Origin of the sequence: Yinghuangia aomiensis, assembly GCF_039542225.1 — a bacterium.
Taxonomy (GTDB): Bacteria; Actinomycetota; Actinomycetes; order Streptomycetales; family Streptomycetaceae; genus Yinghuangia; species Yinghuangia aomiensis.
Map to the genome: position 1 here is coordinate 17624 of NZ_BAABHS010000030.1, position 15986 is coordinate 33609.

The window sequence follows — 15986 nt, forward strand, 5'->3', positions numbered from 1 at the left end:
CGCTTGGCCTACAGTCGCGGCATCGCGCTGCCGGGGGTGGCAGCGGATGTTCCGGAGACTCCCTGGGGGGACCACCCATGCGCCCGAACCGGGCCGCGGCCAAAGCCGCCGCATGCGCCTTTCTGCCTGCCGTCCTGCTGAGCACCGGCTGCGGCGGATCCGACGACGCCGCGGGCGCGTCCACGGCCGAACGGCTGCGGCGGGCTCTCGTCACGACCGCCGACATCGCCGCCACCGGGCTCACCGTCGCGGAGTCGAATACCGGCGCGGACGCCGTCCCGGCCGCGGACAACGCCGCATGCCAGCCGGTCCTGGACCTGTTGTCGGCCCGAGCGGTCGGCACGCCGGCCTCCGGGTTGGTGGCGGCCACGGCCGCCAATCCCCCGAAGACCGCCGAACTCACGGCGATTGTGCTGGTGTCCTACCCGAACGGCGACGCGCAGAAGATCATGGACCGCGGGATCGCCGCGCTGGCGTCCTGCCCGACGTTCACCGGGCCGATCGCCGGGGGCGGCAAGGCGGAGTACGCCGCGGCGAAAGTGCAGGCATCGTCGTACGGCGACCAGTCGGCGACCGTGAAACTCGTGACGACCTCGCAAGGCGAGAGCATCACCGCGCAGTACATCGTGGCCCGGGTCGGGGACACCCTGGTCGACGTGGTGCTCGCGGACACGAACGGCGGCCCCGGCGGCCTGCCCGCCTCGATGCTGGTGGCGAAGCAGATCGACAAGGTGAAGGCGATCTCCTGAGCCGATCGCCCGACCGCCTTCACCTCGTGCGGGTCAGTTCTGCAGCCACGCCGTCTGAATCGTCGACACGCCGCGACGCCGCGAGACGAGCTGGCCGCGGCCCGGCGGGAGTTGGGCCGGGCGCACGCCGCCGATCAGCGGGCCTTCGTCGCGGCTGCCGGACAGCAGCAGGCCGCCGGTGCCCAGGTCGAGGAGCTTCTGCAGCACCGGCTCGTACAGTGCGCGGGCCGCGCCGCCCGAACCGCGGGCGATCACCAGGTGCAGGCCCACGTCGCGGGCCAGCGGCAGGTATTCGATCAGCGGTGCCAGCGGGTTGCCCGACGACGAGGCCACCAGGTCGTAGTCGTCGATGAGGAAGAACACGTCCGGCGCCGACCACCAACTGCGGTTCCGCAGCTGCTCCTGCGTCACCTCCGGGCCCGGAATGCGGCGGCTCAGCGAGTCGCACACCTGCTCCACCACCGGGCCGAGTGCCGGGCCCGCCGCCACGTAGTGCAGCAAGTGCGCCTCCGGGACGGCGCCGAGCAGGGAACGGCGGTAGTCAACGGTGATGATGCGGGCCTGCGCCGGCGTGTAGCGGTCGCAGATCCCGCGGGCGACCGTGCGCAGGAAGGCACTCTTGCCGGACTCGTTCTCGCCGAAGAGCACGAAGCTGGGCTCGACCCGGAAGTCCAGGAACACCGGTTCGAGCGCCGCTTCGTCGATGCCGATCGGCACCGCCTGCCCGGGCACCGCGTCCGGCGTCGGCAGCCGGTCGTAGGCGAGCAGCCGCGGCAGCATCCGCACCCGCGGTGCCGGAGCGCCCGGCCACGCCGCCTTCACGCGCGCCACCAGGTCGGAAGCGCCGTCCGCCAGGTCGAGCGGGTCGCCGGAGCCGTCGACGCGGGGGAGCGCGGCAAGGAAGTGCAGGCCGTCCGGGGTGAGGCCGCGGCCCGGCGCGCCGGTCGGCACGTTCACCGCGATGCGCCGGTCGACTTCCGACTCCATCGGCTCGCCGAGCCGCAGTTCCAGCCGGGTCTGCAACTGGTCCTTCAGCGCGGGACGCACCTCCGGCCAGCGGCCCGCGGTCACCACCACGTGCACGCCGTAGCCGAGGCCGCGCGTGGCGATGTCGGTGATCGCGGCTTCCAACGCCTCGTAGTCGTTCCGGACGGTGAGCCAGCCGTCCACGACGAGGAAGACGTCGCCCCACTCCTCGCCGGGCAGCAGCCCGGCCGCCCGGCGCTGCCGGAACGTGGCGATCGAGTCGATGCCCTGTGCGCGGAACATCGTCTCGCGCCGTTCCAGGATGCCCGCGACCTCGCTCACGATCCGGCGCACCATCTCGCCGTCCATGCGCCCGGCCACGCCGCCCACGTGCGGCAGCTCGCCGAGCGACGCGAGACCGCCGCCGCCGAAGTCCAGGCAGTAGAACTGCGCTTCGGCCGGGGTGTGGGTGAGTGCCAGCGACGCCACCAGAGTGCGGGCCAGCGTGCTCTTGCCGCTGCGCGGCCCGCCGACGATCAGCACATGCCCGGCGGCACCCGCGAGGTCGACGAACAGCATGTCGCGGCGCTGCTCGAACGGCTTGTCGACGATGCCCAGAGGCGCGGCCAGCCGCCCGTTGCCCGCCCAGCCCGCGGCCGCCAGACCCCGGTCCGGCGTCGCGGCCAGCGGCGCCACGGAGGCGAACACCGCGTCCAGCGAGGGAGACTCCTCCAGCGGCGGCAGCCACACCTGGTGCGCGGGCGGGCCCTGCCCGGCCATCCGCCGCACGATCACGTCGAGCACCGTTTCGGCGAGCGCCGGGTTGCCCGGGCCCCCGGGCGCCCCCGGCTCGGGATCCGGCTCCGGGACTGCGGCCGACACGGCCGCGGACTGCTGTGCGGGCACGAACGCCGCCTCCGGGGTCCACGCGTTGCCGAACAGCACCGGCCGCGGCGCCCCGCCCGAGCGGTTCGCCGCCAGACTCGCGCTGCGGTAGGCACCTGACACGTAGGCCGCCTTGAACCGCGACATCGACTCGGTGTCGAACTTCAGCAGGCCCGAACCCGGCACCGGCGGCAACTGGTAGGCGTCCGGAACCCCGAGCACCGCACGGGACTCCGCCGCGGAGAACGTCCGCAGACCGATCCGGTACGACAGATAGGTGTCCAGCCCCCGCAGCCGCCCCTCCTCCAGGCGCTGTGACGCCAGCAGCAGGTGCACGCCGAGCGACCGGCCGATCCGCCCGATCTGGATGAACATGTCGATGAAGTCGGGTTTCGCGGTCAGGAGTTCGCTGAACTCGTCGATGATGATGACCAGAGACGACAATGGCTCCAGGGGAGCGCCCGCAGCCCGTGCCCGCTCGTACTCGTGGATGTTGGGGTAGTTGCCCGCCGCCCGCAGCAGCTCCTGGCGGCGGGTCAGCTCGCCGGTGATCGCGTCCCGCATGCGGTCCACCAGCGTCAGGTCGTCCGCCAGGTTCGTGATCACCGCGGCGACGTGCGGCATGTCCGACATCCCGGAGAACGTCGCACCGCCCTTGAAGTCGGCGAGCACGAAGTTGAGGATCTCCGAGCTGTGCGTCATCGCCAGCCCCAGCACGAGCGTGCGCAGCAGCTCCGACTTGCCCGAACCCGTCGCCCCGACGCACAGCCCGTGCGGGCCCATGCCCTCGAGCGCGGACTCCTTCAAGTCCAGGAACACCGGCTCGCCGCCCTCGCCCAAACCGATCGGCACCCGCAGCCGGTCGTGCGGGGCCCGCGGCCGCCACGTCTGCGCGACATCCACCGACGCCGCGTCGCCGACGCCCATCAGCTCGGTGAAGTCCAGGTTCGCCAGCAGCGGTTCGTCGCCGTCCGCGTTCGACAGCCGCAGCGGCGCCAACGCGCGCGCCAGCGCCTCCGCATCGTGCACGCTCAGGACGTCGGGCCGGCCCTCGTACGCAGTCCCCGACGCCGAATCCAGCACCAGCCGATCCGGCTCCGCCACCACCGCGAGCCCGCCGCGCAACTCGTCCAGCGGACCGGCCACCACCTCGATGATCGTCACGCCCTGCAGGCCCTCGGACGCCGCGAGCACCGACCCCGACGGCACCGTCCCGCCGTCCAGCACCACGACCAGATGCGGCTGGTCCAACACCGGCGCACCACCCGGCGCGAACCGCGGCCGATTGCCGATCCGTTCGCCCAGCAGCCGCTCGACCTCGCCCAGATCCGCCACGATCAACCGCAGCGAACCCGCGCCGTCGGTCTCCGTCGGATGCTGCGCGTGCGGCAGCCACTTCGCCCAGTCCCACTGCGGCGCCTTCGACGGATGCACGGCCGCGGCGATCACCACGTCGTCGGGGGAGTGCAGCACCGCCAGCTGCGCGAGCATCGCCCGCGCGACCCCGTACACCGTGTCCGGGTCACCCGAGACCGTCAGGTGGTAGAACGACCGCAGCGATACCGCCATCGGCAAGTCGTCCAGCATCGACTGGGTCAGCAGGAACCGCCGCATCGCCTCCGCGCACAACGGCTCCAGGTCGTCCAGCGGCGCCGTCTGCGGCGCCACCAGCGGCGTCGCCAACTGCTGTTGCCCCGTGCCCACCCGGATCTGCGCGAAATCCGCGTCGCCCGCCCGGCGTTCCCATATCCGCCGGCCGCCCGCCACCACCGACCACAGCTGGTCCGGCGCGGGATGCGTCCACAACTGCGCGCCCCGCTGCCGGCGCGCCGTCCGGCGCACCTTGCCGCGCTGCTGGTCCAGGTACTTCAGATAGTCGCGGCGCGCGTCCAGCATCGCCGGAGAATTGCCGCGGCGCGCCCGAGCGATGTTGGCGATCACCATGCCCAGCGACGACATCATCATCATGCCGCCCATCACGAACATCATCTTGTTCGCGCCCGGCATGAACAGGAAACCCGCCGAACCCAGCGTGGTCATCATCGGCAGCAGGCTGTTCATCCAGCCCTGCTCCTGCCGGCGCTCCAGCTCCGGCGGGGCCTGCAACACGACTTCGTCCGCAGGCACCGCGGGCGGATACACCCTCGGCGGTCGCTTGACGATCACCACGGTCATGTGAATTCGGCCCCCATCCGCGTCACTTCCGACCGCCGGCCGCACCGGCGCCGCGGAAACCGCACCCGGACAAGGAGGGATGGACCAGGGACCCACCCACCCCGTCAGGGCGGTCTCCAGCGAAGGCCCACGGTGACGGCCGGAACTCCCGGGCACCGCAAGGCGATGGCCGATACTACTGGTTGGCGCCGGGGACGCCACCGCAACACACACCGCGCGTTCCCCGCACGCAGTGCCGTACCCCACGGACCCGTTGGCGTCCGTTACAGTGCCGCCAGCCAAACAGCCACACCGGAAGCCAACGGGGGAGCCGCCGGGTGAGTACAGCAGTCGGCACGGTCGGAACTGCGGGCAGCGCCGCGTCCACCGTCACCATCGCCACCGGACTCGTCCGGGTCACCGTCGTCGCACCGGACTGCCGCGTCGACGTCGCCCTGCCCGAAGACGTGCCGCTCGCCGACCTCTACCCGGAGATCCTGCGCCTCTCCGGACAGACCCAGACCGACGGCGCACCCACCGGATTCCACCTGCGCCGCATGGACGGCGGCGTCCTCGACAGCGCCCGCGGCCTCGCCGCCCAGGCCGTCCACGACGGCGCCCTCCTGCGCTTCACGCCGCTCGCCGACACCCTCCCGCCGCCCGTCTACGACGACGTCGTCGACTCCGTCGCCGCCTCGGTCACCGCCGACCACCGCCTCTGGTCGCCCGAACTCCTGCGCCGTGCCGCCCTGTCCGGCGCCGCGCTCTTCCTGAGCCTGGCCCCGGTCGCGCTCTGGCGCACCGCCGCGCCGCACTCCGCCGCGGGCATCGCCGCCGCCGTCCTCGCCCTGCTGCTCGCCGCCGTCGCCGGCGTCCGCGCCCGCGTCTACGACGACCCCGCCGGCGGCGCCGTCCTCGGCCTCGGCGCCCTGCCCAACGCCTTCTACGCCGGCCTCGGCGCGATCGCCCCCCACACCGGCGAAGGCCCCGGCCGCGTCCAATTCCTCGCCGCCTGCGCCGCCGCCATGATCGCCGCCACCCTCGTCGCGGTCCTCGTGCCCGCCCGCAACGCCGCCTACGTCGCCGGCGCCGGAGCCGGCGCGGGCGGCCTGCTCACCGCCCTCGGCCTGCTCGCCGCCGACACCACCCCCGGCCGCGCCGCCGCCGTCGCCGGAGTGACCGGGCTCGCCCTCGTCGCCTTCCTCCCCGCCTGGTCGGTACGCCTCGCCCGGCTCCCCATCGGCTTCCTGCCGCCCGACGCCCCCGCCGCCGCCCGCGCGACCGCCGACGACCCCGTCGACCACGAAGCCCTCGCCGCCCGGGCCCGCGCCGGACACCAGATGCTCACCGGCCTCGTCGGCGCCTGCGCCCTCGTCGTCGCCTCCGCCGCCCTGGTCACCGGCTACTCGACCGACACCTGGTCGCGCATCCTCACCGGCGCCCTCGGCATCGCCGTGCTCGCCCGCGCCCGCCTGTTCCGGCACACCCCGCAGGTCACCCTGCTGCTCGCGGCCGGCGCCGCCGCGCTCGTCTTCCTCTTCACCGGCATCGCCCTGCACACGGACTTCCACCAGGCCGAAGCGCAGGCCTGGCTGTACGGGCTGCCCACCGCCCTCGGCCTGGTCTTCGCGCTGATCGCGGCCACCGTCCCGGCCCGCGGCCTGTCCCCCTTCTGGGGCCGCGGCCTCGACATCCTGGAAGGCATGCTGCTGACCGCCGTCGTCCCGCTCTGCCTTGCGGCTCTCGGCGTCTATGGGACCCTGCGCAACATCACCGCCTGACCCCGGCCCGGCTGCGGCCCGACCGCCGCGCCGCCCGCGACTGCTACTGTGGGGACAACCTCCGGACCATCAGGCCCGGATTGCGTGCTGCCCGGGAAGCTCCGGCGGATCCGGGCGGCGCACAGTGAGTACGGAAGTCCCCCCGTGAAGCAGACCGGGGGCACTCACACTTCACTCGAATGGAGCACGCAGTGTCGCTCGACGCCGCAACGAAGAAGCAGATCATGACGGAGTACGCCACGAAGGACGGCGACACCGGCTCCCCCGAGGTCCAGATCGCGATGCTCTCTCGCCGCATCAACGACCTCACCGAGCACCTCAAGCAGCACAAGCACGACCACCACAGCCGCCGCGGCCTGCTGCTGCTCGTCGGCCAGCGGCGCCGCCTGCTGAAGTACCTGGCCAAGGTCGACATCGAGCGCTACCGCTCGCTGATCGCGCGCCTGGGCATCCGCGCCGGTTCGACGGGCGTCCGCTAAGCACCACCGGGAAGGAGCGGCTTATTCCGAGCCGCTCCTTCGCCGTATCCCGGGTCGGTTTTTGTAGGCTGTGACACAGCGGCGCTGTGGGTCACACCGCGCCACCGACCGACCGGTAGCGACGGCGCCCGACAACGGCGCCCCGCCTGCCGCAGCATCACCAAGCACGATCCGCTCCTCCCGGCACACGGCCGGGGCGAGCACCACCATCGGGAGTGCCGCCCGTACGGCACAGGCGCCGGCCCACGGCGCCGGTCCTCGGTAGTGGCCCCCGGGAATCCGGTCCGCCGGAAACGCCCCCGGAGGCTTCGATCGAAGACCGGCCCGGCCGTCCCTGAACCGTCGCGCACACCGCGGACTCCCACGACGCGACGAGGAGGGTGCCCCGTGGAGGGTACCGACGTGACCTTCGCCGAAGCCGTCATCGACAACGGCAGCTTCGGCACCCGCACCATCCGCTTCGAGACCGGCCGCCTGGCCCGCCAGGCCGCCGGTTCCGCAGTGGCTTACCTGGACGACGACACCATGGTGCTGTCGGCCACCACCGCTTCCAAGCGGCCCAAGGACCAGCTCGACTTCTTCCCCCTCACGGTGGACGTCGAAGAGCGCATGTACGCGGCCGGCAAGATCCCCGGCTCGTTCTTCCGCCGTGAAGGCCGGCCGTCCGAGGACGCGATCCTCACCTGCCGCCTGATCGACCGCCCGCTGCGCCCGTCCTTCAAGAAGGGCCTGCGCAACGAGATCCAGATCGTCGAGACGATCATGGCGCTCAACCCCGACCACCTGTACGACGTCGTCGCGATCAACGCCGCGTCGATGTCCACGCAGCTCGCGGGCCTGCCGTTCTCCGGCCCGATCGGCGGCGTCCGCGTCGCGCTGATCGACGGCCAGTGGGTCGGCTTCCCGACGCACAGCGAGCTGGAGCGCGCCGTCTTCGACATGGTCGTCGCGGGCCGCGTCCTCCCGGACGGCGACGTCGCGATCATGATGGTCGAGGCCGAGGCCACCACCAGCACGATCGAGCTGGTCAAGGGCGGCGCCGTCGCGCCGACCGAGGAGGTCGTCGCGGAAGGCCTCGAGGCCGCCAAGCCGCACATCAAGGTGCTGTGCGCCGCGCAGTCGCAGGTCGCCGAGAAGGCCGCCAAGGAGACCGCCGACTACCCGGTGTTCCTGGACTACCAGGACGACGTGTTCGAGGCCCTCGCCGCCGCCGTCTCCGACGAGCTGGCCGCCGCCCTCACCATCGCGGGCAAGCAGGACCGCGAGAACGAGATCGACCGCGTCAAGGACATCGCCGCCGACAAGCTGCTCCCGCAGTTCGAAGGCCGCGAGAAGGAGATCGGCGGCGCGTTCCGCGCGCTGACCAAGAAGCTGGTCCGCCAGCGCGTGCTCCGCGACAAGGTCCGCATCGACGGCCGCGGCCTCAGCGACATCCGCACCCTCTCCGCCGAGGTCGAGGTTGTGCCCCGCGTGCACGGCTCGGCGCTGTTCGAGCGCGGCGAGACGCAGATCCTCGGTGTCACGACGCTCAACATGCTCCGCATGGAGCAGATGATCGACACGCTGAACCCCGAGACGCGCAAGCGCTACATGCACAACTACAACTTCCCGCCGTACTCCACCGGCGAGACCGGCCGCGTCGGTTCGCCGAAGCGCCGCGAGATCGGCCACGGCGCGCTCGCCGAGCGCGCGCTGCTGCCGGTGCTGCCGACGCGCGAGGAGTTCCCCTACGCGATCCGCCAGGTGTCCGAGGCCCTCGGCTCCAACGGCTCGACCTCGATGGGCTCGGTCTGCGCGTCCACGATGTCGCTGCTCAACGCCGGCGTGCCGCTGAAGTCGCCGGTCGCGGGCATCGCGATGGGCCTCATCTCGGACCAGGTCGACGGCGCCACCGAGTACGTGACGCTGACCGACATCCTCGGCGCCGAGGACGCGTACGGCGACATGGACTTCAAGGTCGCCGGCACGAAGGAATTCGTCACCGCGCTGCAGCTGGACACCAAGCTCGACGGCATCCCCGCCTCGGTGCTCGCCGCCGCGCTCAAGCAGGCCAAGGACGCCCGCCTGCACATCCTCGACGTGATGATGGAAGCGATCGACCGCCCGGACGAGATGTCCGAGTTCGCGCCGCGCATCATCACCGTCAAGATCCCGGTGGAGAAGATCGGCGAGGTCATCGGCCCGAAGGGCAAGATGATCAACCAGATCCAGGACGACACCGGCGCGGACATCACGATCGAGGACGACGGCACGATTTACATCGGCGCCACCGACGGCCCGTCCGCCGAGGCCGCGCGGAACGTGATCAACCAGATCGCGAACCCGACGATGCCGGAGGTCGGCGAGCGTTACCTCGGCACCGTCGTCAAGACCACGACGTTCGGCGCGTTCGTCTCGCTCATGCCCGGCAAGGACGGCCTGCTGCACGTCTCGCAGCTGCGCAAGATGGCCGGCGGCAAGCGCGTCGAGAACGTCGAGGACGTCGTCAAGGTCGGCGACAAGGTCCAGGTCGAGATCGCCGAGATCGACCAGCGCGGCAAGCTGTCCCTCGTCCCGGTGGTCGAGGGCGAAGAGCAGGCCGGGGACGACTCCGCCAAGTGACGAAGAAGTCCGTCGGGAGCCCGGCCGCTGCCTACGCGCAGCGGTCGGGCTCGACCAAGACCATCCTCAAGGGCGACGACGGCGGCATAGTCCGACGGACCGTCCTCCCCGGCGGCCTGCGGGTCCTCACCGAGGCCATGCCCGGCGTCCGCTCGGCGACCTTCGGCATCTGGGTCGGCATCGGCTCCCGCGACGAGGCCCCGGCCCTCGCGGGCGCCACCCACTACCTGGAGCACCTGCTCTTCAAGGGCACCGCCAAGCGCGACGCCCTGGAGATCTCCGCCGCGCTCGACGCGGTCGGCGGCGAGATGAACGCGTTCACCGCCAAGGAGTACACGTGCTACTACGCGCGTGTCCTCGACACCGACCTGCCGCTGGCGATCGACGTCGTCTCCGACATGGTGACCGCGTCGCTCATCCGCGCCGAGGACGTGGACAGCGAGCGCGGCGTCATCCTCGAAGAGATCGCCATGAACGAGGACGACCCGGGCGACCTGGTCCACGAGCTGTTCACCGAGGCCCTCCTCGGCGACCAGCCGCTCGGCCGCCCCGTCCTGGGCACCGTCGACTCGATCAACGCGCTCACCCGCAACCAGATCGCCGGCTATTACCGGCGCCGCTACCGGCCCCCGCACATGGTCGTCGCGGCGGCCGGCAACGTCGACCACGCCAAGGTCGTCCGGCTGGTCAAGAAGGCGTTCGCGGACGTCCCCGTCGACGCGGACGCCGAGCCCGCCGCACCCCGCGGCGGCCACCGTGCCATCCGCGGCGGCGGCACCGTGCGCGTCCTGGAACGCCCCACCGAGCAGGCCCACCTGGTCCTCGGCATGCCCGGCGTCTCCCGCAGCGACGACCGCCGCTTCGCCCTCGCCGTGCTCAACGCGGCGCTCGGCGGCGGCATGAGTTCGCGGCTGTTCCAGGAGATCCGGGAAAAGCGCGGTCTGGCGTACTCGGTGTACTCGTACACCTCCGGCTTCGCCGACCTGGGCATGTTCGGCATCTACGCCGGCTGCCTGCCCGGCAAGGTCCACGAAGTCCTGCGGATCTGCCGCGCGGAACTCGCCAAGGTCGCCGCCGACGGCATAGACGACGAGGAACTCCAGCGGGCCATCGGCCAGCTGCACGGCTCGCTCGTGCTCGGCCTGGAGGACTCCGGATCCCGGATGAGCCGCATCGGCAAGAGCGAGCTGGTGTACGGCGAACACCTGTCCGTCGACGACCAGCTCGCCATCATCGGAGCGGTCACCGCGGAGCAGGTCCGGGAGGTGGCGCGGGACATCCTCGGACAACGTCCTACGCTGGCCTTGGTCGGACCGTTCCCGGACCCCGGCGCGTTCGCGGGAGCGGTGGCGTGACCGCCTCCTGACCGCCGGGCACGCCGCTTCCGGGCCACCGCACGCGAACGTCCACCAGGACGTTCGGGAACATCGAGCACATCGAGCACTTCGCACACGAGGAGCACGCACATGACCGCGCTGCGGGTCGCCGTCACCGGGGCCAAGGGCCGCATGGGGGCCGAAGTCTGCCGCGCCGTCGAGGCCGCCGACGGCCTCGAACTGGTGGCGCAGGTCGACCAGGGCGACTCGCTCGACGCGCTCGCCGACGCCGGAGCCCAGGTCGTCGTCGACTTCACCCACCCCGGCGTGGTCATGGACAACCTCGAGTACGCCGTCACGCACGGCATCCACGCGGTCGTCGGCACCAGCGGCTTCAGCCCGGACCGCGTCGACACGGTCCGCGGCTGGACCGACGCCAACCCCGGCGTCGGCGTGCTCATCGCCCCGAACTTCGGCATCGGCGCGGTCCTCATGATGCAGTTCGCCGCCAAAGCCGCCCGGTACTACGAATCGGCCGAGATCGTCGAACTGCACCACCCCAACAAGGTCGACGCGCCCAGCGGCACCGCCCGCCGGACCGCCGAACTCGTCGCCGAGGCCCGCGCCGCGGCCGGACTCGGCGCCATGCCCGACGCCACCACGGACGACCCGGACGGCGCCCGCGGCGCCACGGTCGACGGCATCCCCGTGCACGCCGTCCGGCTCCGCGGCCTGGTCGCCCACCAGGAAGTCCTGCTCGGCGACGCGGGCGAAATGCTCACCATCCGGCACGACTCGTTCCAGCGCACGTCCTTCATGCCGGGTGTGATCCTCGGCGTCCGCCGCGTCGGCTCGGTGCCCGGCGTGACCCTCGGGCTCGAGCACTACCTGGATCTGGACTAGGGACGTGAGGACCGACAGTTCCGTGAAACAACGCGTCACCGCCCTCGTCCTGGTCGCGCTGCTCGTCTTCTACGTGCTGCTCGTCGGCAGCCGCGGCCTGATCGCCATCGACGACGGGCGGCCGACGGTCGTCACTCTCGGTATTGCGGTCCTCGCCATCCCCGTCGTCGGCGTCTGGTACATCTGGCGCGAACTGCGCTTCGGCTTCACGATGCAGCAGCTCGCCCGCGAACTCGAAGCCGAGGGCGAACTCCCCGCCGACGAACTCCAGCGCACCCCCGGCGGCCGCGTCGACCGCGCCAGCGCCGACGAGGTCTTCACCCGCCGCAAGGCGGAAACCGAAGCCGACCCGGACAACTGGCGGACGTGGTACCGGCTCGCCGTCGCCTACTCCGACGCCCGCGACAACGCACGCGGACGCCGGGCGATGCTGACGGCGATCCGGCTGCACCGGGGGGAGCGGAAGGGCGCGGGGGCGGGGGAGCCCCGGGGGCCTGGGGAGTCTCAGGACTGAGGTCCGGGTCCGGGTCCGGGTTCGGGTTCGGGGGCGTTCAGGGGCTTTCGGGTCCCGCGTCCTGCGTTCGGGGTCTGGGGTCCGGATTGCCGGGTTCGGGGTTCAGGCGAGGGCTATGCCGGCGGTGGGCTCGGTGGGGGGCCGTGACGGTCCGGTCGGGTCGGCCGTGTCGCTCCGGTCTTCCGCGTCGTTCGTCGTGGCCGTCGTGGCCGTCGTGGCCGTCGGGGGGAGGACGTGGAGAGCTGTGAGGGTTTCCGGTGAGGCCGGGGCCGCGAAGATCCCCACGACCGCGTCCACCAGGTCGGCGACGAACGCCATCGGCGGCAGGACGTCCGCGGTACTTCCCTCGTAGACCCGTTGCTCGCGGTCCGCGGTCGCGTGCACCAGCAGACTCCCGCCGAGCTGCAGCCGACTGCGGCGGATCGGCGTCGGCACGTGTCCCATCGCGGCGCCGATCATCCCGCCGATCCGCGTCACACTGCCCTCCACGCCCATCGCGGGCAGGGCGTACACCGACGCCCCGGCGTGCTGGTGCACGCGGGCGAGGAACCGCACGTAGAAACTCCCGCCGGCATCGATCTGCTCGGCGAGCGGACGCACCATCGCATCGGTCAACGCCCGCAGATCGGTCGCACGGCCGGCCGCCACCAGCGCGTCCACGAGATCCTCGCGGCGCCGGTTGATCGTCTCCAGACGGAACGCGAAGATCGCCCGGATCAGCTCTTCCTTCGTCCCGAAGTGGTACTGCGCCGCCGAGTTGTTGCGCTGCCCCGCGGCGACGCTGATCTGCCGCAACGACACCGCGTCGATGCCGTGCACGGCGAACAGGCGCTCGGCGGTCAAGAGCAAACGTTCCCGCGTCGAAGCCGCGTGGGAAGCGGAGGTCGGCGTCACGCGCCAACGTTAAGACGAGTGTCTTAGCACTTCAATGCGTGATCACCGGGACTTTGCCCTTCGCGTACGCTCGGCCGCTCACGCGTCCGGCGCGCCCGCCCCCGTGTCGGTGTGCAGCCGAAACTGGCGCACCCGCTGCTCGCCGCGCTCGTCCAACTCCAACTCCCGGCGCGCACCGTCCGCGGCCCAACCCGCCGACTCCAGAAACTCCCGCAACGGCCGGTCCGGCTCCAACACCCACATCACCACCGTCCCCGCACCGGCCTCCCGCGCATGCTCCACCGCCGCGGCCAGCAGCCGCGACCCGTGCCCGTGCCGCTGCTCCGCGGGACTCACCACCAGGATGCTCAACTCGACATCCGACTCCACCAGATCCGGATCCTGCGCGGGCACCACCGCGGCAAACCCCACCGGCTCCGGCCCGGCACACGCCACCAACACCGCATGCCGCTCCGTCGGCGGATGCTCGATCGCATGCCCCCACCCGGCGGCCAACACCTCGGGATCGAACGGCTCCAACGCAGCCTCCGGCAGCACCCCCTCATACGCCGCCCGCCACGCCGCCGCCTGCACTACCCCCAACGCTCCGCCATCCCCGGCCCGCCCACCCCGCACACTCACATCCGCCATCCCGACTCCCTCAACGCCAGACCCCGCGGGGGAATTGTCCCGCGAACGAGCAGACCCCGCGCCCAAATCGACGAAGGCCACCGGGGCGGGGTGGGGCGGGGGTGGTGAGACGGGGGAGGCCGGGGGCTCAGGGTGCGCGGCGGGGGCGCGCGGTGCGTACGGACGGCGGGCGCGCGGCGGTGGGCGCCGTCCCTGGGACGTCGCTCGCGGATATCCGGGGTGCGTTCCGGACCTGGAGCGACTGGCTCCCCGCGACTCGCGTCGCCCAAGGGAACGGATGCCTGTCGGCCGGGGTTCTCGGTCTCTCTCGCAGCGACACGGGGGATCGACACGCGGACCGCGGCGCGGGGTTGGCCTCGACCGTGCCACGCTGTCCCCGACGCCTCGGCCACCCCCTCCGAGAGGACGCAGCCCATGCCCGCCCGCCCCTGGCACCTGGCCACCACGCTCGCGGCGGTAGCCCTGACCACCACGTCCTGCGTCGCGGGGCCAACCATCACCGACGAAAAGAAGCCCGCCGCGGCGACAGCTCCTGCAACCACGTTCCCGACAGCATCTGGACCTCCGAACGCGCCGAACCTGCCAACGACTCAGACGAGTCCGAACGGGTCTGCGATTGCGTCTGCAAGCCCGTCGGCGCCGCCGAAGATCTACTCCGTAGGCGGGGACGCCTTCGAGTTCGCGTCCTCGATGAAGGTGAGCGTGACCGCCATCACGGACGAAGGCGCGATCTCGTCCGGTGTTCCCGGGCGGCGCCGTGTCGCCGTGCATCTGCAGGTGGTGAACGGTTCTTCCGGCGATCTTCATCCGTACGGAATGCTCGTGACATTGGAGGCTTGCCCCTCGCCCACGGGCAGTTGCGGAACGCCCGGCGACGGACCGGATCGCAAGGAACCATCGGCGATCGCTGCCGGAACAACGGCGGATGTGGTGCGGTACTTCGGTGTGCCGGGGGCGGACCCGCTGAGGCTTGCTCGTGTCGAGATCAAGTACAACACCGCGCACGCAACGTTCGCCTACTCCTGAGTGGAGAGCCCGCCTCTATGGCGTGGCGATTCCCTGTCGGATTGCTGACTAGGCTTGCGGATGTTCACTTGAGCCCGTCCGAGGAGTGCCCCGCGTGAGTGATGTGTCCGCCGAGTCCGAGATTCGATTTCGGAGTGATGTCACCGTCGAGTTGGTGAAGCAGAGCGCCGGGGACCAGGACGTGTTGTGGGCCGCGCGGGTGTCCACGGCGGGGGAGAAGTCGCTGGACGAGTTGGCGAAGGACCCGGGGCGGTCGAAGGGGCTCATCAACTTCCTGATGCGGGACAAGCACGGGAGCCCGTTCGAGCACAACTCGATGACGTTCTTCGTGAGCGCGCCGATCTTCGTGTTCCGGGAATTCCACCGGCACCGGGTCGGGTGGTCGTACAACGAGGAGTCCGGCCGCTACCGCGAGCTGGAGCCGGTGTTCTACGTGCCCGCGCAGGAGCGGAAGCTGGTGCAGCAGGGGAAGCCGGGGGCGTACGACTTCGTCGACGGGACGCCGGAGCAGTTCAAGATCGTCGGGGAGTCGGCCCGCGAGGCGTACCGGAAGTCGTACGCGGCGTACCAGGAGATGCTGGCGGCCGGTGTCGCCCGCGAGGTGGCCCGGGCGGTGCTGCCGGTCGGGCTGTACTCGTCGATGTACGCGACCTGCAATGCGCGTTCGCTGATGCACTTCCTGGGGCTGCGCACCCGTCACGACGACGCCGCGTACCCGTCGTTCCCGCAGCGCGAGATCGAGATGGTGGCGGAGCGGATGGAAGCCGCGTGGGCGGAGCTGATGCCGTTGACGTACGCGGCGTTCAACGCGAACGGGCGCGTCGCGCCGTAGGCGTGCGGAGGGGTGTCGGGGGCGGAGGGTAGCGGCTGCGAAGCTGCCCCGCGTGGTCAAATCGGCACAAAGGGTGACATGGAACTTTTTTCGCGTCATTGCCCGGCATTTTTCGGCCACGTGCCTGATACTGAAGAAGACCCCGGCGCTGCTTGAACCCCCGAGCAGGCAGCGCCGGGGTCCTCGCACGTCCGGTGCGGGACGGGTCCCGCGGAGCGGCGTCCGGAGACCGGAATGTGGGCCGCTACAGCTACCC

The 15986-nt window shown here is 71.6% G+C and carries 12 protein-coding genes; 9 read left to right on the forward strand and 3 right to left on the reverse strand.

Annotation, left to right across the window (positions count from 1 at the left end):
* The first annotated feature begins 77 nt into the window (after positions 1-77).
* Positions 78-749: a hypothetical protein gene (locus tag ABEA93_RS31820; RefSeq protein ID WP_345679332.1), complete on the forward strand. Its 672-nt coding sequence runs from the start codon at positions 78-80 to the stop codon at positions 747-749.
* A 33-nt stretch (positions 750-782) separates the two neighbouring features.
* On the opposite strand, the gene eccCa is transcribed toward ABEA93_RS31820, so the two are convergent.
* Positions 783-4775: a type VII secretion protein EccCa gene (gene eccCa, locus ABEA93_RS31825; protein ID WP_345679333.1), complete on the reverse strand. Its 3993-nt coding sequence runs from the start codon at positions 4773-4775 to the stop codon at positions 783-785.
* Between the two features lie 317 nt (positions 4776-5092).
* On the opposite strand from eccCa, the gene eccD reads away from it, so the two are divergent.
* From eccD to ABEA93_RS31855, 6 genes are all read left to right on the forward strand, one after another.
* Positions 5093-6535, forward strand: coding sequence for a type VII secretion integral membrane protein EccD (gene eccD / locus ABEA93_RS31830; RefSeq protein WP_345679334.1), 1443 nt, complete (start codon positions 5093-5095; stop codon positions 6533-6535).
* A 191-nt stretch (positions 6536-6726) separates the two neighbouring features.
* Complete coding sequence (gene rpsO, locus ABEA93_RS31835; protein WP_235058440.1) at positions 6727-7014, forward strand: 30S ribosomal protein S15; 288 nt, start codon at positions 6727-6729, stop codon at positions 7012-7014.
* Positions 7015-7401: 387 nt separating this feature from the next.
* Positions 7402-9615, forward strand: a complete 2214-nt coding sequence (locus tag ABEA93_RS31840; protein WP_345679335.1) for a polyribonucleotide nucleotidyltransferase — start codon at positions 7402-7404, stop codon at positions 9613-9615.
* On the forward strand, positions 9612-10970 hold the full coding sequence (locus tag ABEA93_RS31845; RefSeq protein ID WP_345679336.1) for a M16 family metallopeptidase: 1359 nt from the start codon (positions 9612-9614) through the stop codon (positions 10968-10970). The genes ABEA93_RS31840 and ABEA93_RS31845 overlap by 4 nt, the downstream gene beginning before the upstream one ends.
* Before the next feature lie 111 nt (positions 10971-11081).
* Positions 11082-11834, forward strand: coding sequence for a 4-hydroxy-tetrahydrodipicolinate reductase (dapB, locus tag ABEA93_RS31850; protein ID WP_345679337.1), 753 nt, complete (start codon positions 11082-11084; stop codon positions 11832-11834).
* A 22-nt stretch (positions 11835-11856) separates the two neighbouring features.
* A complete protein-coding gene (locus ABEA93_RS31855) occupies positions 11857-12348 on the forward strand; it encodes a hypothetical protein (RefSeq protein ID WP_345679338.1) in 492 nt (163 codons plus the stop codon).
* A gap of 102 nt (positions 12349-12450) precedes the next feature.
* Here the strand turns inward: ABEA93_RS31855 and ABEA93_RS31860 are convergent, their stop codons facing one another.
* Both ABEA93_RS31860 and ABEA93_RS31865 read right to left on the reverse strand, forming a co-directional pair.
* A complete protein-coding gene (locus tag ABEA93_RS31860; RefSeq protein WP_345679339.1) occupies positions 12451-13191 on the reverse strand; it encodes a TetR/AcrR family transcriptional regulator in 741 nt (246 codons plus the stop codon).
* Between the two features lie 129 nt (positions 13192-13320).
* On the reverse strand, positions 13321-13815 hold the full coding sequence (locus ABEA93_RS31865) for a GNAT family N-acetyltransferase (protein ID WP_345679386.1): 495 nt from the start codon (positions 13813-13815) through the stop codon (positions 13321-13323).
* A gap of 471 nt (positions 13816-14286) precedes the next feature.
* On the opposite strand from ABEA93_RS31865, the gene ABEA93_RS31870 reads away from it, so the two are divergent.
* Together ABEA93_RS31870 and thyX are read left to right on the forward strand one after the other, a co-directional pair.
* Positions 14287-14898 carry a hypothetical protein gene (locus tag ABEA93_RS31870; protein ID WP_345679340.1) on the forward strand — a complete coding sequence of 204 codons (612 nt, stop codon included), beginning with the start codon at positions 14287-14289 and terminating at the stop codon, positions 14896-14898.
* A gap of 94 nt (positions 14899-14992) precedes the next feature.
* Positions 14993-15730 (forward strand): FAD-dependent thymidylate synthase, encoded by a 738-nt coding sequence (gene thyX / locus ABEA93_RS31875; protein WP_345679341.1) that lies wholly within the window; start codon positions 14993-14995, stop codon positions 15728-15730.
* Positions 15731-15986: the final 256 nt, after the last annotated feature.